The organism is Mycobacterium sp. M26 (assembly GCF_001494595.1).
GTDB lineage: Bacteria > Actinomycetota > Actinomycetes > Mycobacteriales > Mycobacteriaceae > Mycobacterium.
In genome coordinates this window covers 143,762-162,213 of sequence record NZ_LN929908.1, presented here as the reverse complement: position 1 = coordinate 162,213, position 18,452 = coordinate 143,762, and the positions used below count along the sequence as shown (strand labels likewise).

18 protein-coding genes are annotated in these 18,452 nt (G+C 67.1%); 4 read left to right on the top strand and 14 right to left on the bottom strand.

Annotated elements, in window-relative coordinates; genetic code table 11:
- Position 1 precedes the first annotated feature (1 nt).
- Positions 2–466 (top strand): hypothetical protein, encoded by a 465-nt coding sequence (locus BN3385_RS10150; RefSeq protein WP_059016668.1) that lies wholly within the window; start codon positions 2–4, stop codon positions 464–466.
- Between the two features lie 78 nt (positions 467–544).
- Here the strand turns inward: BN3385_RS10150 and BN3385_RS10145 are convergent, their stop codons facing one another.
- The 3 genes from BN3385_RS10145 to BN3385_RS10135 are packed head-to-tail and all read right to left on the bottom strand — an operon-like array spanning position 545 to position 3,623.
- Positions 545–1,681 (bottom strand): sulfotransferase family protein, encoded by a 1,137-nt coding sequence (locus BN3385_RS10145; RefSeq protein WP_059016667.1) that lies wholly within the window; start codon positions 1,679–1,681, stop codon positions 545–547.
- A gap of 28 nt (positions 1,682–1,709) precedes the next feature.
- Complete coding sequence (locus BN3385_RS10140) at positions 1,710–2,492, bottom strand: SDR family oxidoreductase (RefSeq protein ID WP_059016666.1); 783 nt, start codon at positions 2,490–2,492, stop codon at positions 1,710–1,712.
- Between the two features lie 3 nt (positions 2,493–2,495).
- Positions 2,496–3,623, bottom strand: a complete 1,128-nt coding sequence (locus BN3385_RS10135) for a hypothetical protein (RefSeq protein WP_059016665.1) — start codon at positions 3,621–3,623, stop codon at positions 2,496–2,498.
- A 126-nt stretch (positions 3,624–3,749) separates the two neighbouring features.
- Here BN3385_RS10135 and BN3385_RS10130 point away from each other — a divergent pair, with 126 nt between their 5' ends.
- Positions 3,750–4,652: an IclR family transcriptional regulator gene (locus BN3385_RS10130; RefSeq protein WP_059016664.1), complete on the top strand. Its 903-nt coding sequence runs from the start codon at positions 3,750–3,752 to the stop codon at positions 4,650–4,652.
- Here BN3385_RS10130 and BN3385_RS10125 read toward each other — a convergent pair whose 3' ends face one another.
- From BN3385_RS10125 to BN3385_RS10105, 5 genes are all read right to left on the bottom strand, one after another.
- Positions 4,653–5,039, bottom strand: coding sequence for a hemophore-related protein (locus BN3385_RS10125; protein ID WP_059016663.1), 387 nt, complete (start codon positions 5,037–5,039; stop codon positions 4,653–4,655).
- Positions 5,040–5,126: 87 nt separating this feature from the next.
- Complete coding sequence (locus tag BN3385_RS10120; protein ID WP_059016662.1) at positions 5,127–7,214, bottom strand: RecQ family ATP-dependent DNA helicase; 2,088 nt, start codon at positions 7,212–7,214, stop codon at positions 5,127–5,129.
- A 30-nt stretch (positions 7,215–7,244) separates the two neighbouring features.
- Positions 7,245–8,288, bottom strand: coding sequence for a 4-hydroxy-2-oxovalerate aldolase (gene dmpG / locus BN3385_RS10115; RefSeq protein WP_059016661.1), 1,044 nt, complete (start codon positions 8,286–8,288; stop codon positions 7,245–7,247).
- Positions 8,285–9,208 (bottom strand): acetaldehyde dehydrogenase (acetylating), encoded by a 924-nt coding sequence (locus tag BN3385_RS10110; RefSeq protein WP_059016660.1) that lies wholly within the window; start codon positions 9,206–9,208, stop codon positions 8,285–8,287. Before BN3385_RS10110 ends, dmpG begins: the two co-directional genes overlap by 4 nt.
- Positions 9,209–9,220: 12 nt before the next feature.
- The gene (locus BN3385_RS10105) at positions 9,221–10,006 is read right to left on the bottom strand and encodes a 2-keto-4-pentenoate hydratase (protein ID WP_059016659.1); all 786 of its coding nucleotides are present in this window, start codon (positions 10,004–10,006) and stop codon (positions 9,221–9,223) included.
- Positions 10,007–10,160: 154 nt separating this feature from the next.
- Here BN3385_RS10105 and kstD point away from each other — a divergent pair, with 154 nt between their 5' ends.
- The gene (kstD, locus tag BN3385_RS10100; protein ID WP_059016658.1) at positions 10,161–11,873 is read left to right on the top strand and encodes a 3-oxosteroid 1-dehydrogenase; all 1,713 of its coding nucleotides are present in this window, start codon (positions 10,161–10,163) and stop codon (positions 11,871–11,873) included.
- 1 nt (position 11,874) lies between these two features.
- Complete coding sequence (gene chsH3 / locus BN3385_RS10095; RefSeq protein ID WP_059016657.1) at positions 11,875–12,735, top strand: enoyl-CoA hydratase ChsH3; 861 nt, start codon at positions 11,875–11,877, stop codon at positions 12,733–12,735.
- A 34-nt stretch (positions 12,736–12,769) separates the two neighbouring features.
- Here the strand turns inward: chsH3 and BN3385_RS10090 are convergent, their stop codons facing one another.
- From BN3385_RS10090 to BN3385_RS10065, 6 genes are all read right to left on the bottom strand, one after another.
- Positions 12,770–13,642, bottom strand: coding sequence for a type IV toxin-antitoxin system AbiEi family antitoxin (locus tag BN3385_RS10090; protein WP_059021776.1), 873 nt, complete (start codon positions 13,640–13,642; stop codon positions 12,770–12,772).
- A gap of 110 nt (positions 13,643–13,752) precedes the next feature.
- On the bottom strand, positions 13,753–14,922 hold the full coding sequence (gene ltp2 / locus BN3385_RS10085) for a 17-hydroxy-3-oxo-4-pregnene-20-carboxyl-CoA lyase (RefSeq protein WP_059016656.1): 1,170 nt from the start codon (positions 14,920–14,922) through the stop codon (positions 13,753–13,755).
- Positions 14,922–15,326: a MaoC family dehydratase gene (locus BN3385_RS10080; protein WP_059016655.1), complete on the bottom strand. Its 405-nt coding sequence runs from the start codon at positions 15,324–15,326 to the stop codon at positions 14,922–14,924. Before BN3385_RS10080 ends, ltp2 begins: the two co-directional genes overlap by 1 nt.
- A complete protein-coding gene (locus tag BN3385_RS10075; RefSeq protein WP_059016654.1) occupies positions 15,323–16,288 on the bottom strand; it encodes a bifunctional MaoC family dehydratase N-terminal/OB-fold nucleic acid binding domain-containing protein in 966 nt (321 codons plus the stop codon). The genes BN3385_RS10080 and BN3385_RS10075 overlap by 4 nt, the downstream gene beginning before the upstream one ends.
- Positions 16,285–17,448 (bottom strand): acyl-CoA dehydrogenase FadE29, encoded by a 1,164-nt coding sequence (gene fadE29, locus BN3385_RS10070; RefSeq protein WP_059016653.1) that lies wholly within the window; start codon positions 17,446–17,448, stop codon positions 16,285–16,287. Before fadE29 ends, BN3385_RS10075 begins: the two co-directional genes overlap by 4 nt.
- Complete coding sequence (locus tag BN3385_RS10065; protein WP_059016652.1) at positions 17,433–18,452, bottom strand: acyl-CoA dehydrogenase family protein; 1,020 nt, start codon at positions 18,450–18,452, stop codon at positions 17,433–17,435. Before BN3385_RS10065 ends, fadE29 begins: the two co-directional genes overlap by 16 nt.

Here is an 18,452-nt window from a genome sequence, read left to right as displayed (position 1 = left end):
TATGACCCCCGAGGATCCGCCGCCTGACGTCGACGACTTGGCGCGGTCCATGATGGAACTGCTCGGCGTGCACGACCACGACGAGCCGCACCCGGCCGACGACGACAGCACGCCGTCGTCGTGGGCCAAGGCCCCCGATTTCGCCGGTGACCCGCAGCGGGCGGCGGCGGTGCACGAGGCCACCCGCCAGGACCGCGAGCGCTATCTCAATGCCGGGTTGGCCGAGGTGGATTGCCGGTTCTGTCATGTGGCGGTGCGGGTCAAGAAGCTCGGCGCCGCCCACACCCTGGTGCAGTGGAACTCCGAGGCGCAGAACCGCTGCGCCTACTTCGCCGAGATTCGCGCTTCTGGCGGCGACAGCGCGCGCACCCGCGGCTGCCCGAAGCTGTCGGACAGCATCAAACACGCTGTGGCAGAAGGCTGCTTGGAGGAGTACTCCAGCGCCCCCGCCCCCGGCGACGGCTAGCGTCCTGTTGGCGCCCAAACCAACGTTTGGGCGCGAAAAGTCAAGTAGATCGCGCCATTTCGTCGATCTCGGCGCGGCCTACAGCCCCTTGAAGCGCTCCTTGACCTGATCCTCGGTGAGCCCGTAGTCGGCCAGCGAGTAGGTGTGCTTGGGTGCCCGCGGGCCCTGCTTGCTCTCCTCGTCGGTGGCCTGGATCGCCGCCCGGGCCGCGTCGGTCATCTCAATACCGAAGTGCGAGTAAATGTTCTCGACGGTGCCGACCGGGTTGCGGATCAGCTCGAAGTAGTCGACGTCGTAGAACTGCGCCTCATCATGGTCACGGCGCACCGCGTTGAACCGCTCCAGCCCACGCGACCACGTCTCCAGCGCGTCGGCACCGATCACGTCGCCGGCGAACGTGTTCGACCAGCCAGCGGTGGTGTGCGCGGACAGCGAGCACATCGAGGCCATGATGGTCTCGGCCGGCCGATGGCACTGCAGGATCAGCGCGTCAGGATAGGCGGCGAAGACCGCGTCCAGTGCGAACAGATGACTGGGATTCTTGAGCACCCAGCGCTTCTCGGGCTCATTGAGGCCGATCAGCTGCAGGTTCTTGCGGTGCCGCAGGTAGGGCTTTGTCCAGTCCTGATTGGCCAGCCACTGGGCATAGGTCGGCACGTGGGCCAGCGTCTCGTAAGACACCGAGTGCAGCGACTGGCGCAGCAGCTGCCAGCATTCCTCGACCTCGTCGGCGGTCATGTAGTGCAGGCCGGTGTAGTCCGGGTTCTCGTCGTGCGCCTTCTTGAACCGGGCGTCGAGCTCAGCGAAAACCGGGTTGTCCGGCCAGGTTTCGCGCGGCGGCCGCGGCTGCGGGAACTCGGCCAGCCACAGCTCCAGACCCTGGTGACGGGGATCGCCGCAGAGCAGCCGGTGCAGCGCGGTGGTGCCGGTGCGCGGCAGACCGGTCACGAAGATCGGCCGCTCGATCGGGACGTCGACGTGCTCCGGATACTGCTTGAAGGCGGCCTCGGACAGCAGCCGGGCCACCAACGCGTTGCGCACGAAGAAGCGGTGCATCTTGCTGCCGATGTCGGTCAGGTCCGCCTCGGTGCGAAACGACTCGAGCAGCACGCTCAGCGCTTCGCGGTAGTTGTCGTCGTCGACGCCGAAATCGTCCAGACCGGTGGCCTTGGTCGCCGAGGCCAGCAGGCTCTCGACGCTGAGGAAATCGCTCATCGTTGTTCTACCTCGCTCGTTCCCACCATCAGTTGTGGTACTCCCCGCAGTTCACATCGAGGGTCTGCCCGGTGATACCGCTGGACAGGTCGCTGGCCATGAACAGGATGGCCGAGGCGACCTCGTCCTCAGTGGGCAGCCGCTTGAGATCAGAGTTCACCGCGGCGGCGTTGTAGATCTCCTCGACCGTGGTGCCGTACTTGCCGGCCTGGTGCTCGAAGTACCCCTTCAGGGTGCCACCCCAGATGTAGCCGGGCAGAACGGAATTCACCCGGATACCATGCCCGCCGAGTTCACTCGCCAGCGACTCCGACATCGCCAGTAGCGCCGACTTGGCCATCTTGTAGGCGCCCTGCTTGGGGTCGGAATGGCGCACCACCATCGAGTTCACGTTGACGATGGATCCCTTGGCCTCGGTCAGTGCCGGTGTGAAGCCCTGGATCATCCGCAGCGCGCCGAGCACGGTGAGTTCCAGCGTGTCCCGAATGTGGTCGAACGACGTCTGGCCGAACGGCTTCATCGACGGCACCTTGAAGGCGTTGTTGACCAGTACGTCAACCTTGCCGTAGGTGTCCAGGGTCTGCTTGACCAGGTTGTCCACCTGCGCGTCGTCGGTGATGTCGGTGCCGACCGACAGGGCGCGCCTGCCCAGGTCGGTGATCTCCTTGGCCACGTCCTCCAGTCGGCCGACGGTGCGGGCCGCCAGCACCAGGTCGGCACCTTCCTCGGCACATCGGCGCGCCAGCGTGGTACCCAGAGCCGGGCCCACACCGCTGATCACCACGACTTTGTTCTCGAGCAAGCCAGCCATGACCTATCCCACCATCCTGTTGCCAATGAGTTTCTGGCGCAGCGCGATCCGCTCACGCCAGCCTTCTTCGGAGATCTTGTTGTGCTCGTAGTAGGGCAGCTTGCCCGCCACTGCGTCGAGGTCGACCAGCTCCAGGGTGGGCCCGTCGGCCGCGGTCAGTTCACGTGACACCCGCTGCCAACGGAACTGCAGATAGCCCTTGCGGTGCCCCAGCGTCTCGACCCAGTTGGTCACACCGGGGTTCTCGTCGGAGACGACGATGCGGATCTTGCCGTCCGGATCAGCTTGCGCCTGAGTGCCGTTCAGCGAAGTCTGATGATTGATGTAGTCGAGCGAGATGTACCAGAGGCTGCCGAGCTGGAAGCCCAGGTAGGGGGCGTCGGTCTCGGGCAGGGTCAGGATGAGTGCCTGCCCCGGAGCCAGGTCGTAGTGGCCGACCGACGAGTACTGGGTGGCCAGCCCGCCCGGCGTCAGCCGCGGTGCGGTCAGCGTGTTGACCGGCAGGTTGTCGTAGAACCACTTCGGGAACTGCAGCCAGGTCTTGACCCGCTGCACCAGTTGCTTACCCGCGGTCGCGTACCGCTTGTGGATGAGTTCGGCGGTCAGCGGCGGCGGCGCGGTGCCGGCGGTATCGGTGCGGGCGATCGCAAAGCTGCCGCGCTGCGCTGCCCAGTCGTTGTACACCTCGCGAATCACCAACTGCGCGTTGGTGTCCGGCGTGAAGCGCCACTCGAAGGTGCCGTCCTCGGCGATGTCGAGACGACGGTCGTCGAACGCGGTCTCGCTGTCCGGCACCACCTCGTCGGTGTACTCACCACCGAGCAGTTGGAAGCTGACGTCGGTGGTGGTGCCCCGGGTCCCGGTGACGACATACTCCTTGCCTGCCACCACGCGGGTGCCGAAGTACATGGTGTCCGGGTTGTCCAGACCCATCTTGGTGAACGGCCCGGTGCCGGAATGCAGGAACGGGTGGTCGCGGTCGTAGTCGAAGGCGACGTGCGTGCAGGCGGCGATGCAGCCCGCCAGATACTGCAGGCCCTCCAGCAGGTCGGCCTCGCTTTCGATGAACGAGGCTTCGGTGACGAGACGCTCGGCCTCGGCGATGGCTTCCGCCAGCGGTTGTGTGTACATCGACTGCCCTCGCGTTTCAATATTCGACCGCACCGGTACGTCTGCTGAACCGACAGTAGAACGTGTTCTAACCCGAGTCAACCGGCATATCGGTTCATATCTGGAACAAGAAGGTACGATTCTGCAATGGTCAACGGTGAGTCGTCCGGACGCTCCTCTCCCCCGACGCAGCGCGTGGTGGCGATCCTGGACTTCCTCGCCAAGCATCCGCACGAACAGTTCGGCCTGTCCCAACTGGCCCGCAAGCTCGAGCTGTCCAAGCCCACGGTGCTGGGCATCGTGACGACCCTGGCCGAGTCCGGCTACCTGGTTCGCGATCCGAAGGACAAGACCTACCGCCTGGGACCCAGCCTGATCACCCTCGGCCACATCGCCCAGGAATCGCTGCGGGTCAATCCCGCGGCTCGCGCCGAACTGAACCGGCTGTCGCACGCGTTCAACACCACCGCGGCGCTGGCCGGCGTGGTAGACGACCGGATCACCCTGCTGGAACTGGTCGGCCCGCCCGGCTCGGACGTTGGGGTCCGGGTGGGTCAGAGCTACCCGTTCGCACCACCCGTCGGCCTGATGTTCGTGCTCTGGGATGACGACGCCCTACGAGCCTGGCTGGCCAAGACCCCCACCATCCCGCTGCGTACAGATAGCGAACGGCTCGACCGTGTGGTGGCCGAATGCCGCTCGTCGGGCTATCTGGTCGAGCGCCTGACACCGGCCGGCCGCCGCCTCTACGCGCTGATGGCCGGGATGTCGAGCACGCTGCCCGACGAGCTGCGGGCGCTGCTGGGTGAACTGATCTCCGATATCGGCGAGCGCGTCCACCTCGCCGGTGACGCCGGGCCGCGCCAGCGTCACGACGTCAGCGTCATCTCCGCACCCGTTTACGACCATCACCACCGGCAGGCGATGACCGTCTCGCTGCAGATCGGGCGCGCACTCACCGACGCCGAGATCGCCAAGCACGCGAAGGGGCTGGTGGCCACCGCGGACTCGCTCACCGCCCAGCTCGGCGGCTCCAAGCCGGTGTGGTGACTACAGCTCGCCGATGACGACCAGCGCCTCGGCGGGCTCGACCTGCAGACCGCACTGGTTCTGGAAGTCGACCAGCGGTGCCTTGATGGCGCGGATGTCGTTGGCCTGATCCGGGTGATCGGTGAAGTACGCATTGAAGGCGCCGATCGCGCCGAAGGCCGACTGCCTAGTCGCGTCGATGAGCGCCTGGTTGGCGTCGGGGTGCGCGGCGAAATAGGTGGACAGGTTCGCCGTGACCGAGCTGATGGTCGACGATAGGCCGGCCGCCGAGCAGTCGGCGCCGGCGGCCGGCGCGGGCGTGGGATCGGCACCGGCGAACGGAGCAGAGACGACGGCACAGGCGGCACCTGCGGCCAGGGCTCCGAGCACGGCGCGGCGGACAAACATGGTGATCTCCCTTTCCGGCCCGCGGCGCTACACCGCGGAACCACTGCCCGGAACGTCGTGTGTGGTGGGGCCGGTGTTACCCGGGTGTCAGCTGGTGGCGGCCAGTACGAACGGCAGCACCGCCGGAGCGCCCGCGTCGCGCACCACCCGGGCAGCCATCGTCAGGGTCCACCCGGTATCGCTGCGATCGTCGACGAGCAGCACCGGACCACCCGCGCCGGCGATGAGCCCGGGGTCCGGCGCCGACCACGCGCCGTCGAGGGCCGCCACCCGATACGCGGAGTTGGCGGCGGTCACCGGGCGGCGGCCGACGGCGTACTGCAGCACCCCGAGGTCGGTCAGCCTGCCGAGCCGGGCCAGCTCGCGTGCCAGCGAGGCGATCAGGACCGGGTGGGTCGCCGAGTCCAATGCCAGAACCGCGGTCGGACGCTGCGCCCAGTCCCAGGCCGCCAGCACCTTCACCGCGGCCTGCACCACGTCGGCGGGCACCTCGGCATCGGGTGCGTCGAGTAGCTGCCGCAACCGCGGACCCCAGCCCAGATCGGTGAGGCGTCCGATGGCCCGGCCCGGCACGGGGCCGTCGGCGATCCGGCCACTCCGCGCGATGCCGAGCTTGTCGAGGCCGGCGGGCCACTGCTTGCGCGGGGTGATCTCCACCCCGGGGCGCATCAGGCGCTCCTGAACCAGCGCGGCGGCCTCGTCGCCTACCGCGGCGCCGAACCGGGCCCCGGCGCAGTTGTCACAGCGACCGCACCGCTCACCGGCAGTCAGATCGGGGTCGTCGAGTTGTCTGCGCAGAAACGTCATCCGGCACTCGTCGGTGCTCTGGTAGTCGAGCATGGCCTGCTGCTCGCGGCGACGGGCCTCGTCGAGCTGGCGGTAGCGGGCCTCGTCGTACTCCCACGGCTGGCCGGTGGACAGCCAGCCACCCTTGACCCGCCGGACCGCACCGTCGACGTCGAGGACCTTCAGCACCATCTCCAGGCGGGTCCGGCCCAGATCGACCTGCGGCTCCAACGCGGCGGTCGACTGCGGACGGTCAGGATCCAATACGCGAATCACGGTGCGCACCATGGCTTCTGACGGAAATGCCACCGACGCGAAATAGCGCCAGACGTCCTGGTCCTCCCGGCCGGGCAGCAGCACCACCTCGGCACTGTCCGTCGAGCGTCCGGCGCGGCCCACCTGCTGGTAGTAGGCGATCGGGGAGGACGGCGCCCCGAGATGCACGACGAAGCCGAGGTCCGGTTTGTCGAAACCCATCCCCAGCGCCGAGGTCGCGATCAGTGCCTTGACCCGGTTGCCCAGCAGGTCGGCTTCAAGCTGTTCGCGCTCGGCGGTTTCCGTCGACCCGGTGTAGGCGGCTACCTCGTGCCCGCGCTCGCGCAGCAGGGCCGCCACGTCGTGCGCCTGGGCGACGGTCAGCGTGTAGACGATCCCCGAACCGGGCAGCGCACCGAGGTGTTCGGCCAGCCATGCCGTGCGTTGCGCACCGCCGCCGGCCTGCACCACCGACAACCGCAGCGACTCCCGGTCGAGTCCGCCGCGCAACACCAGGGTGTCCCGACCACCAACGCCCAGCTGCGCGGCGACGTCGCTGACCACCCGATCGTTGGCCGTCGCGGTGGTCGCCAAAACCGGTACGTCCGAGCCGAGTTCGCCGATCAAGGTCCGGATCCGCCGGTAGTCCGGCCGGAAATCGTGCCCCCAGTCCGAGACGCAGTGCGCCTCGTCGACCACTACCAGTCCGGCGTCGGCGGCCAGGGCCGGCAACACGGCGTCGCGAAAATCGGGGTTGTTCAACCGTTCCGGGCTGACGAGCAGGACGTCGAGATCTCCGCGGTTGACCCGCTGGTGGATCTCATCCCATTCGGTGACGTTGCCGGAGTTGATGGTGGCTGCCCGCACCCCGGCGCGCTGCGCGGCGGCGACCTGGTTGCGCATCAGGGCCAGCAGCGGCGACACGATGACCGTGGCCCCGTGCCCCAGTTCGCGCAGCAGCTTGGCGGCGATGAAGTACACCGCCGACTTGCCCCATCCGGTGCGCTGCACGACCAGGGCCTGGCGGCGCTGCACCACCAGCGCCTCAATGGCCGTCCACTGGTCGTCACGCAACACCGCGGCCGGCCCGGCCAGCTGCTCGAGAACGGCCTGGGCGTCGGCGCGGTTTGTCACGCCCCCATCCTGCCCGGGGGCGCCGACACGTTAGGTAGCGGCCTGCTCCCGCTTGATCTCCAGCGCGATGTCGATCAGCTGATCCTCCTGGCCGCCGATGAGCTTGCGCTGACCGGCCCGGTGCAGCAGCTGATGGGCCGGAACGCCGTAGCGCTCGGACTGGCGGATGGCGTGCTTGAGGAAGCTGGAGTACACGCCCGAGTAGCCCATGATGAGCGCGTTGCGGTCCAGCAGGCACTCGGCGGGCATGGCGGGCGCGACGACCTCTTCGGCGGCGTCGGCGATTTCGAAGAAGTCGATGCCGGTCTTGACGCCGATCTTGTCGAACACCCCGATCAGGGCCTCGACCGGGGCGTTACCCGCACCGGCCCCGAACCGGCGGCAGCTGCCGTCGATCTGCTTGGCCCCGGCGCGCACCGCTTCCACCGAGTTGGCCACCCCGAGCCCGAGGTTCTCGTGGCCGTGGAAACCCACCTGGGCGTCGTCACCGAGTTCGGCGACCAGGGCGGCGACCCGGTCGGCCACACCTTCGAGCACCAGGGCACCGGCCGAGTCGACCACGTAGACGCACTGGCACCCGGCGTCGGCCATGATGCGGGCCTGAGCGGCCAGCTTCTCCGGGGAGATGGTGTGGCTCATCATCAGGAAGCCGACGGTCTCCAGGCCGAGTTCGCGGGCCAGCCCGAAGTGCTGGATCGACACGTCGGCCTCGGTGCAGTGGGTGGCGATCCGGCAGATCGAGCCACCGTTGTTCTGCGCCTCCTTGATGTCTTCCTTGGTGCCCACGCCGGGCAGCATCAGGAAGGCGATCTTGGCTTCCTTGGCCGTCTCGGCGGCCAGCTTGATGAGTTCCTGCTCGGGGGTCTTGGAGAACCCGTAGTTGAAGCTCGAACCGCCCAGCCCGTCGCCGTGGGTCACCTCGATCACCGGCACACCGGCGGTGTCCAGTGCGGCGACGATGGACTGCACCTCGTCCTTGGTGAACTGGTGGCGCTTGTGGTGTGAGCCGTCGCGCAGCGAGGTGTCCGTCATCCGGACGTCCCAGCTCGCGTCGAACCAAACGTCTGCACTCATGCGTGTGCTCCTCCCGAAACCGAAGCCGCTTCTTTGGCCATCTCTTCGCCGACCTTGGTGGCCGCGGCGGTCATGATGTCCAGATTGCCCGCATACGGCGGCAGATAGTCACCGGCGCCTTCGACCTCCACGAACGTGGTGACGACGAAGTTGCCGCCGTTGACCACCGAGGGCTCGTCGAACTGTGGCTCGTTGAGCAGCCGGTAGCCGGGCACATAGGTCTGCACCTCGGCCACGACGTCCTTGATGGACTGGGTGATCGCGTCGCGGTCGGCATCCTCAGGGATCGCGCAGAAGATGGTGTCGCGCATGATCATCGGCGGGTCGGCCGGGTTGAGGATGATGATCGCCTTGCCGCTCTTGGCGCCGCCGATCACCTGGACACCCTTGCTGGTGGTCTTGGTGAACTCGTCGATGTTGGCGCGGGTGCCCGGCCCGGCCGACACCGAGGAAACGCTGGCGACGATCTCGGCGTAGGGCACGTCCACGACGCGGCTGACCGCGTACACGATCGGGATGGTGGCCTGACCACCGCAGGTCACCATGTTGACGTTCGGGGCGTCGAGGTGGTCGCGCAGGTTGGCCGGCGGGATCACGCCGGGCCCGATCGCGGCCGGGGTCAGGTCGATGGCCTTGATGCCCGCCTCCTCGTAGCGCGGGGCGGCGGCCCGGTGCACGTAGGCGGAGGTGGCCTCGAAGACGAAGTCGGGCAGCTCGGGCTGCGCGAGCAGCCAGTCAACACCCTCGTGGCTGGTTTCCAGGCCCAGCTTGCGGGCGCGGGCCAGGCCCTCGCTGGCCGGGTCGATGCCGATCATCCAGCGCGGTTCGAGCCACTCCGACCGCAACAGCTTGTAGAGCAGGTCGGTGCTGATATTGCCGGAGCCGACGATGGCGACGGACTTCTTGGCCGCTGCGGCCATGTGATGCTCCTCTTACTCGAATGACAGCCGGACTGAACCCAGACCGGTGAAGTCGGCGACGAACTCGTCGCCCGGGCGGGCGTCGATCGCCCTGGTGCACGATCCCGGCAACACGATGTCGCCGGCCTTGAGGCGGACGCCGAAGCTGTCGACCTTGCGGGCCAGCCACGCGACGGCGGTGACCGGGTTGCCCAGCACGGCGTCGCTACGGCCCTCGGCCACCACCTCGCCATTGCGGGTCAGCACCGCATCGATGGCTTGGATATCGATGTCCTTGGGCGACACCCGCTCCTTGCCGAGCACGAAACCCGCCGACGATGCGTTGTCGGCGATGGTGTCGCACAGCGCGATCTTCCAGTCCTTGATGCGGGTGTCGATCAATTCGATCGACGGGGCGAACGCCGCGGTGGCGGCCAGCACGTCGTCCTCGGTGCAGCCCTCGCCCGGCAGATCGTCGGCCAGGATGAACCCGACCTCGACCTCGACGCGCGGGAACAGGAAGCGGCCGGCCGGGACCGGCACGTCTTCGTAGACCTCCATGTCGGCGAGCAGGTGACCGTAATCCGGCTCGTCGACGCCCATCATCTTCTGCATCGCCTCCGAGGACAGGCCCACCTTGTGGCCGACCACCCGGGCGCCCTCCGCCACCCGCTGGCGGATGTTGATGAGCTGGATCTCGTAGGCATCGACGACGTCGATGTCGGGGTGGTTGGCGGTCAGGGGTGTCATCGGAACCCGGCTGCGCTCCGCCTCGGCGAGCTCGGCGGCAAGTTCTGCACGCGTGGCAACAGAGAGCATTCCCGGCTGTCCCCTCATCGGTATGACCGGGGCGAACGGCGCCCGGCGGAAGAAATTCTAGGCCTATCCGGGTACCCACGTGGTAAGCGTTCCGCTGACCGGAAAGGCGGGGTCAGTAGCGCCCGGACGGGGCAATTCTATAACGTGTTCTAGTATGACAGCTCAGGAGTTCGACGTCGTCGTCGTCGGAAGCGGTGCGGCCGGCATGGTCGCTGCCCTCACGGCGGCCCACCAGGGACTATCCACCGTGCTCGTGGAGAAGGCTGCCCACTTCGGTGGCTCGACCGCACGGTCCGGCGGTGGCGTGTGGATCCCGAACAACGAGATCCTCAAGCGCGATGGCGTGACCGACACGAAGGACGCCGCGCGGACCTATCTGCACCACATCATCGGCGACGTGGTCGAGCCGGAACGGATCGACACCTACCTCGAGCGCGGCCCCGAGATGATGTCGTTCGTCCTGAAGAACAGCCCGCTCAAGATGTGCTGGGTGCCGGGTTACTCGGACTACTACCCGGAGGCCCCGGGCGGGCGGCCCGGTGGACGCTCGATCGAGCCCAAGCCGTTCGACGCCAAGAAGCTGGGCCCGGACGAGAAGTTCCTGGAGCCCGCCTACGGCAAGGTGCCGCTCAACGTCGTTGTCATGCAACAGGATTACGTCCGGCTCAACCAGCTCAAGCGCCATCCCCGCGGGGTCCTGCGCAGCCTAAAGGTCGGCGCCCGCACCATGTGGGCCACCGCACGCGGCAAGAACCTTGTCGGCATGGGCCGCGCGCTGATCGCCCCGCTGCGCATCGCCCTGCGCAAGGCCGGGGTTCCGGTTCTGCTGAACACCGCGCTGACCGATCTCTACGTCGAGGACGGCGTGGTCCGCGGTATCTACGTGCGCGACACCACGGGACCGGAAGCCGCTGACCCGAAGCTGATCCGGGCGCGCCGCGGGGTGATCCTGGGCTCCGGCGGCTTCGAGCACAACGAGCAGATGCGGATCAAGTACCAGCGCGCGCCGATCACCACGGAGTGGACGGTGGGCGCGGCGGCCAACACCGGCGACGGCATCGTCGCCGCCGAGAAGCTCGGCGCCGCGCTGGAATTGATGGAGGACGCCTGGTGGGGCCCGACCGTGCCGCTGGTGGGTGCGCCGTGGTTCGCCCTCTCCGAGCGCAACTCCCCCGGCTCGATCATCGTCAACCTGTCCGGCAAGCGGTTCATGAACGAGTCGATGCCCTACGTGGAGGCCTGCCATCACATGTACGGCGGCCAGTACGGACAGGGCTCCGGGCCGGGCGAGAATGTTCCGGCGTGGCTGGTCTTCGACCAGCAGTACCGCGACCGCTTCATCTTCGCCGGATTGCAACCGGGACAGCGCATTCCGAAGAAGTGGATGGAATCCGGGGTCATCGTCAAGGCCGATACCCTGGCCGAGCTGGCCGAGAAGACCGGCCTGCCGGCTGATGCCTTCCTGGCCACGGTGGAGCGGTTCAACGGCTTCGCCCGCTCGGGGGTCGACCAGGATTTCCACCGCGGGGAGAGCGCCTACGACCGCTACTACGGCGACCCGACCAACAAGCCCAATCCGAACCTCGGCGAGATCAAGCATGGTCCGTTCTACGCGGCCAAGATGGTGCCGGGCGACCTGGGGACCAAGGGCGGTATCCGCACCGACGTGCGCGGGCGTGCTCTGCGCGACGACGGCTCGGTTATCGAGGGTCTGTATGCGGCCGGTAATGTCAGCTCGCCGGTGATGGGTCATACCTATCCCGGCCCGGGTGGCACCATCGGTCCCGCGATGACCTTCGGCTACCTGGCTGCGCTCGACATTGCCGGAGCTGCCGGGCCGGCGACATCAGACTCCAGGAAGGGCTGACATGCCAATCGATCTCGACGTTGCACTCGGCGCCGAGCTGGATCCCATCGAGTTCTCGTGGAGCAGTAGCGATGTGCAGCTGTACCACCTGGGTCTGGGGGCGGGCCAGGACCCGATGGACCCCCGCGAGCTGCGCTACCTGACCGACGGAACCCCGCAGGTGCTGCCGACGTTCAGCAGCGTGGCGGCCAGCTTCCACATGACCGAGGCGCCGAAGGTGCAGTTCCCCGGGATCGACATCGAGCTGAGCAAGGTGCTGCACGCCAGCGAGGCGGTGACGGTGGCCGCGCCCATCCCGCCGAGCGGAACGGCGCGCTCGGCGCAGAAGTTCACCGAGATCTGGGACAAGGGCAAGGCCGCGGTGATCGTCAGCGAGATGACGGTGACCGACCCTTCCGGCACGCTGCTGTGGACTACCAAGCGGTCGATCTTCGCCCGCGGTGAGGGTGGTTTCGGCGGTGAGCGCGGTCCGTCGACGTCGGTGGCCGCACCCGAGCGTGCACCTGACCATGAGATCTCGATCGCCGTGTCACCCCAGCAGGCGCTGCTGTACCGCATGTGCGGGGATCGCAATCCGCTGCACTCCGACCCGGAATTCGCTGCGGCAGCGGGCTTTCCGCGGCCGATCCTGCACGGGCTGTGCACCTACGGCATGACGTGCAAGGCACTGGTCGACACTCTGCTCGACGGGGACGCCGCTCAGGTCGGTAGCTACGGTGCCCGCTTCGCCGGCGTCGTCTTCCCGGGCGAGACCATCAAGGTCAGCGCGTGGAAAGAAGACGGGCGCTACGTCGGTGTGGTCACCGCCCCCGGTCGCGACGACGCCGTCGTGCTCTCCGATGTGGAGTTCGTCCCGGCCTAGGTTTGTTGGTCGCACGCCGAACGTCACACCAGAGTCACGCTGAGCGTCGAACGCCACTCTGATGTGACGCTCGACGGGCAATTGCCTCGCTGACGCGTCGGATGATGTCGATCGGACGGTCACCGGCGACAACTCTGATCACGATCCACCCCAGGCGTTCCAGCGTTTCGAGCCGACGGACGTCCCACGTGTACTGCCGCCGGTCTTTGCGATGTTGTTCGCCGTCGTACTCAGCAGCGACCTTGATGTCTTCCCACCCCATGTCGAGGTAGCCCACCAGCTGGCCGTAGTCGTCGTAGACCGGAATCTGCGTCGTCGGAATCGGCAGTCCCGCGTCGATGAGGAGAACACGTAGCCAGGTCTCTCTTGGCGACTGAGCGCCCGCGTCAACGAGCTCGAGGATGTTCCGAGCCTGCCGGATGCCTCGGCGGCCGGGATAACGTTCGAGCAGTGCCATGACATCGTCCATACGAAACGGGGCAGCCCGGGCGAGGTCGTCCAAGACCGCTAGTGCGGTGGCTCGTGGATACCAACAGGCCACGTCCAACGCAGTACGCGCCGGAGTCGTGACAGCCATACCGTCGACGGCCATGATCTCGTCATGACCAAGACGGTCACCCCGGACGGCGATGCCGGGCAGTCTGTTGCGGTTGCGGTGAATCAGGTCGACCGGGGTCTGCGGGTCAATCCACTGAGCGCCGAAGACTGCGGCGGCAGATCGCCCCGCCACGACCGCTTGGCGCCCTGACCATAGCCACCCCGCTCGCGCCTGTAGAGATGGATCCGGATCCGCCGTGGCCACGACGTACACGTTCGGGAAAAGCCGAGTGTAGCGGCGGCTGCGCAACTCACTCTTCGCGAGATCACCCGCCGCGACAGCCTCACTTCCCAGAAAGGGCTCAATCATGGCGGCAGTCTGCCCCCGACCACTGACAGGCTTGGCGAGCGTCACACGAGAGCGACGCTCGGTGCCCAGAGTCACTCTGGTGTGACGCTCGGCGGGAAGGAGCGGAAAAACTAGCCGAGGATGAGGCCTGAGGTGGGCACGCCGGTACCGGCGGTGACGAGCACATGCTCGACGTCGGGCACCTGGTTCACCGAGGTTCCGCGCAGCTGACGCACACCTTCGGCGATGCCGTTCATGCCGTGGATGTAGGCCTCGCCCAGCTGACCGCCGTGGGTGTTGATCGGCAGCCGTCCGCCGAGCTCGATGGCACCGTCGGCGATGAAGTCCTTGGCCTCACCCCACCCGCAGAACCCCAACTCCTCCAACTGAATCAGCGTGAAGGGAGTGAAGTGGTCATAGAGGATCGCGGTCTGGATATCCGTCGGCTTCAAACCCGACTGCGACCACAGCTGCTTGCCGACCAGGCCCATCTCCGGCAGGCCATCCAACTCCGGACGGTAGTAGCTCACCATCGAATACTGGTTCGGGCTGGAGCCCTGCGCGGCCGCCTCGATGACCGCCGGGCGGTGCTTGAGATCCTTGGCCCGCTCGGCTGACACAACCACGATGGCCACGCCGCCGTCAGTCTCCTGGCAGCAGTCCAGCAGCCGCAGCGGCTCGGCGATCCAGCGGGATTCCTGATGCTCCTCGATGGTGATCGGCTTGCCGTAGAAGTACGCCTTCGGATTGTTGGCCGCATGCTTGCGGTCGGCCACCGAGATCGCGCCGAAGTCCCGACTGGTCGCACCCGACAGGTGCATGTAGCGCTTGGCGATCATCGCCACCTGCGCAGCCGGGGTGGACAGACCGTGCGGGTAGGAGAACGAGTTGTCCACGCTGGTGGAGTCCGCACCCTGGATCAGCCGCAGCTGCACCTGGCCGAACCGCATACCCGAGCGCTCGTTGAAAGCCCGGTATGCCACAACACAATCCGCGACACCGGTGGCCACCGCAATCGCGGCCTGCTGCACCGTCGCACACGCTGCACCGCCACCGTGGTGGATCTTGGAGAAGAACTTCAGATCACCGATACCTGTCGCGCGCGCGACGGCCACCTCGGTATTGGAGTCCATGGTGAACGTCACCATGCCGTCGACGTCGGCGGGGGTCAGACCCGCGTCGTCGAGCGCATCCAGCACTGCCTCGGCGGCCAGCCGAAGTTCACTGCGTCCGGAGTTCTTGGAGAAGTCCGTGGCACCGATACCGGCGATGGCCGCTTTTCCCGAGAGCTCACCGGGCATCAGGCGTTTCCTCCGATGGTCAACGTCGACGTTGCGATCACATGGTCGCCGAGGCTATTGCTGCCAACAACTTTCACGGTGATCAGGCCGTCCTCGACAGCGGTCACCTCACCCTTGAACGTCACCGTGTCGTAGGCGTACCACGGCACACCGAGGCGCAGCCCGATCGTCTTGATGATCGCGTTCGGCCCCGCCCAGTCGGTGATGTAGCGCTGCACCAGACCGGTGTCGGTGAGGATGTTGACGAAGATGTCCTTGGACCCCTTGGCCTGCGCCTTGTCCCGGTCGTGGTGGACATCCTGGTAGTCGCGGGTGGCGATGGCCGTCGACACGATGAACGTGGGATCTCCGTACAAAGCCAGTTCGGGAAGCTTGGTGCCTACTTCCACTGTCGGTGCACTCATGCGTCCGGCTCCCATGCATACAGGGTCCACGCCGGCCCGTCCTCACCGGCCGGGAAGTCGATATACGTTGCGTGAACCGGCAATCCGATCTCCACCTTCGAGTGGTCGACGTTGCGCAGCTCGCCGAGCATGCGCACGCCCTCCTCGAGTTCGACGAGCGCGATCACGAACGGCACCGTGCGGCCGGGCACCTTGGGCGCGTGGTGCACGACGAAGCTGAACACCGTGCCCTTGCCGCTGGCGACGACGTAGTCGGACGGGGCCTCTTTATCCGCCCACAGCGCCGGAACCGGCGGGTGCTGCAACGTACCGTCCGGGCGCTTCTGCAGGCGCAGCTCGTGCGCATTGACACCATCCCAGAAGAACTGGGTGTCCTTCGAGGGCGCGGGCCGCATCATGAACGCCGGGTCCAGATCGTCCGGGACGGACGACGGCGCGGCCTGCGCCTTATCCGCGGGGATGAACTTCATTATGCGCCACATCATTTCGGCGACATCTTCGTCACCGACGGACCAGGTGATCTTCTGCGTGATGAAGAAACCCTCACCCAGTGCCGTCGTCTTGGGGCCGACGACGTCGGTCAGTTCCGCACTGACACTGACCTCTTCGCCCGGACGCAGGTAGCGGTGGTAGGTCTGCTCGCAGTTGGTGGCGACCACGCCGATGTAGCCGGCCTCGTCGAACAGCGTGATGATCTTGCCCAGCGGATCGTCGTCGGGACGCACACCGCCCAGACCCATCATCGTCCAGACCTGGATCATCGCCGGCGGGGCGACGGTGCCGGGGTGGCCCGCATCCTTGGCAGCCGCCTCGTCGACGTAGATCGGGTTCTTGTCGCCGAGGGCATCCAGCCAGTGGTCGATCATCGGCTGGTTCACCGGATGACGGCCGGTGCGCGGCTTGCTCTTTCCGTCGGCCTTCACCTTCTCCGCGGCCGCGCGGATGTCGTCAATTGCGCTCACCGAGGCACCCGCGGCACCTTGAGGCCCGACGCGGCGACCTGTTCTCGCATCACCTCGTTGACGCCACCACCGAAGGTGATGACGAGGTTGCGCTTGGTCTGCGAGTCCAGCCAGTCCAGCAGTTCGCCGGTCTGCGGCTCGGCCGGGTTGCCGTACTTGCCCACGATCTCCTCGGCGAGCCGGCCGATGCGCTGGATCCGCTCGGTCGAAAACACCTTGGTAGCAGCGGCATCCGCGATGTCGATGGTCTCGCCCGCGGCCGCGACCTGCCAGTTGAGCAGCTCGTTGACCCGCCAGATCGCCTTGATCTCACCGAGCAGCCGGCGCACGTCGTCGTGGTCCAGCGGTGTCACGCCGTTGCCGCCGGGCTTGGACGCCCACTCGTGTACCCGGTCGTAGATCCCGGCGATCCGGCCGGCCGGTCCGAGCATGACGCGTTCGTGGTTGAGCTGGGTGGTGATCAGCCGCCAGCCGGCATTCTCCTCGCCGACGAGCATGTCGACCGGGACCCGGACATCGTTGTAGTAGGTGGCATTGGTGTGGTGCGCACCGTCGGACAGGATGATCGGGGTCCAGGAGTAGCCCGGATCGGTGGTATCGACGATGAGGATCGAAATCCCCTTGTGCTTCACCGCATCCGGATCGGTCCGGCAGGCCAGCCAGACATAATCGGCGTCATGCCCGCCGGTGGTCCAGATCTTCTGCCCGTTGACGATGTACTCGTCACCTTGCCGCACCGCAGAGGTACGCAGCGACGCGAGGTCGGTGCCGGCCTCCGGCTCGGAGTATCCGATGGCGAAGTGGACCTCGCCGGCCAGGATCGCCGGCAGGAACTTCTTCTTCTGCGCCTCGGTGCCGTACACCTGCAGGGTGGGGCCCACGGTCTGCAGCGTGACCGCCGGCAGCGGGACGTCCGCACGGGCCGCCTCGTTGACGAAGATGGACTGCTCGACGGGGCCGAAGCCGTGGCCGCCGAACTCCTTGGGCCAGCCCACACCGAGCTTGCCGTCGGAGCCCATCCGCTTGATGATCGCGCGGTAGGCCTTGCCGTGGCGGTCGACCTCCATCTCCGCTCGCTCCTCGGGCGAGATGAGATTGGCGAAGTACTGCCGCATTTCGGCTTGCAGCTGACGCTGCTCGGGGGTCAGTTCGATGAACATTGCGCTCCCACCAGGTCGAGGCGATAAGAGGGGCCACCCAATAGACGGGTGAGGTCCTTGATCGTGGAGTAATACCGGTGCATCGGGTAGGTGATGTCCATACCCATGCCGCCGTGCAGGTGATGGCAGGTCTGCATCGCCGGCGACGCCTGCGATGTCAGCCAGTAGCCGAGGACGTCGATGTCGTCGTCGGCGTCGCGCCCCTCGGCTAGCCGCCAAATCACCGAGTTGGCGGTCAAAGCCAGTGTGCGCGAGGCGATGTAGACCTCGGCCAGCTGTGCGGCCACCGTCTGGAAGGTGGACAGCGGCCTGCCGAACTGCTCACGGTTGGCGACATAGCCCGCCGTCAGCTTCAGCGCACCGGCCACCAGGCCGGCCGCGAACGCGCCGATGGCGGCCGAGGCCAGCTGGTTGACCCGGTGCGGGGTCGCGCCGTCGAGTACATCGTCGGACTCGACGGCGACGTCGGTGAAGGTGACGGCGTACTCGTCACCGCCGGTGGAGGTCGGGGTCTTCGTCAGCTCGACACCGGCGGCCTGCGGTGAGACCACCACAACCCCGTTGTCAGCGGTGACCACCAGCCAGTCGGCCTGCTCCGCGTAGGGGACGGCAACTTTGGTGCCGTTCAACCTGCCACCGGCCAGTGTGGTCGCCGGTCGGTCCGGCAGCGAGGCCCCGGGCTCATTGAGCGCCGCCGACAGGATCGCTCCCTTGGCCACCCCGCTGAGGAACCGGTCCTGCTGGGCCTCGGACGCCAGATCGAGCAACGGGATCAGGCCCAGCCCCAGCGTCGCCAGTGCCGGTGAGACCGTGCCGTGGCGGCCGATCTCGGTCAGCGCCGTGGCGACCTCGGGCAGTCCGACCCCGTCACCACCGAGTCGCTCGGGCACGCCCAGGGCCGTCACGCCCCCGGAAACCAATGCCTCCCAGCTGTTCTCGCGCTCCAGGACGGAGGTCACCACATCGGCGACAGCCTGCTGTTCCGGGTCCGGAGTGAAATCCAC

Bases quoted from the DNA above. Each gene is read 5' to 3' on its own strand.
- ltp2 (WP_059016656.1), bottom strand. From the start codon at position 14,922: ATGCCCGGTGAGCTCTCGGGAAAAGCGGCCATCGCCGGTATCGGTGCC.
- BN3385_RS10150 (WP_059016668.1), top strand. From the start codon at position 2: ATGACCCCCGAGGATCCGCCGCCTGACGTCGACGACTTGGCGCGGTCC.
- fadE29 (WP_059016653.1), bottom strand. From the start codon at position 17,448: ATGTTCATCGAACTGACCCCCGAGCAGCGTCAGCTGCAAGCCGAAATG.
- BN3385_RS10140 (WP_059016666.1), bottom strand. From the start codon at position 2,492: ATGGCTGGCTTGCTCGAGAACAAAGTCGTGGTGATCAGCGGTGTGGGC.
- BN3385_RS10090 (WP_059021776.1), bottom strand. From the start codon at position 13,642: ATGATTGAGCCCTTTCTGGGAAGTGAGGCTGTCGCGGCGGGTGATCTC.
- dmpG (WP_059016661.1), bottom strand. From the start codon at position 8,288: ATGAGTGCAGACGTTTGGTTCGACGCGAGCTGGGACGTCCGGATGACG.
- kstD (WP_059016658.1), top strand. From the start codon at position 10,161: ATGACAGCTCAGGAGTTCGACGTCGTCGTCGTCGGAAGCGGTGCGGCC.
- BN3385_RS10130 (WP_059016664.1), top strand. From the start codon at position 3,750: ATGGTCAACGGTGAGTCGTCCGGACGCTCCTCTCCCCCGACGCAGCGC.
- BN3385_RS10145 (WP_059016667.1), bottom strand. From the start codon at position 1,681: ATGAGCGATTTCCTCAGCGTCGAGAGCCTGCTGGCCTCGGCGACCAAG.
- BN3385_RS10110 (WP_059016660.1), bottom strand. From the start codon at position 9,208: ATGGCCGCAGCGGCCAAGAAGTCCGTCGCCATCGTCGGCTCCGGCAAT.
- BN3385_RS10080 (WP_059016655.1), bottom strand. From the start codon at position 15,326: ATGAGTGCACCGACAGTGGAAGTAGGCACCAAGCTTCCCGAACTGGCT.
- chsH3 (WP_059016657.1), top strand. From the start codon at position 11,875: ATGCCAATCGATCTCGACGTTGCACTCGGCGCCGAGCTGGATCCCATC.
- BN3385_RS10105 (WP_059016659.1), bottom strand. From the start codon at position 10,006: ATGCTCTCTGTTGCCACGCGTGCAGAACTTGCCGCCGAGCTCGCCGAG.
- BN3385_RS10135 (WP_059016665.1), bottom strand. From the start codon at position 3,623: ATGTACACACAACCGCTGGCGGAAGCCATCGCCGAGGCCGAGCGTCTC.
- BN3385_RS10125 (WP_059016663.1), bottom strand. From the start codon at position 5,039: ATGTTTGTCCGCCGCGCCGTGCTCGGAGCCCTGGCCGCAGGTGCCGCC.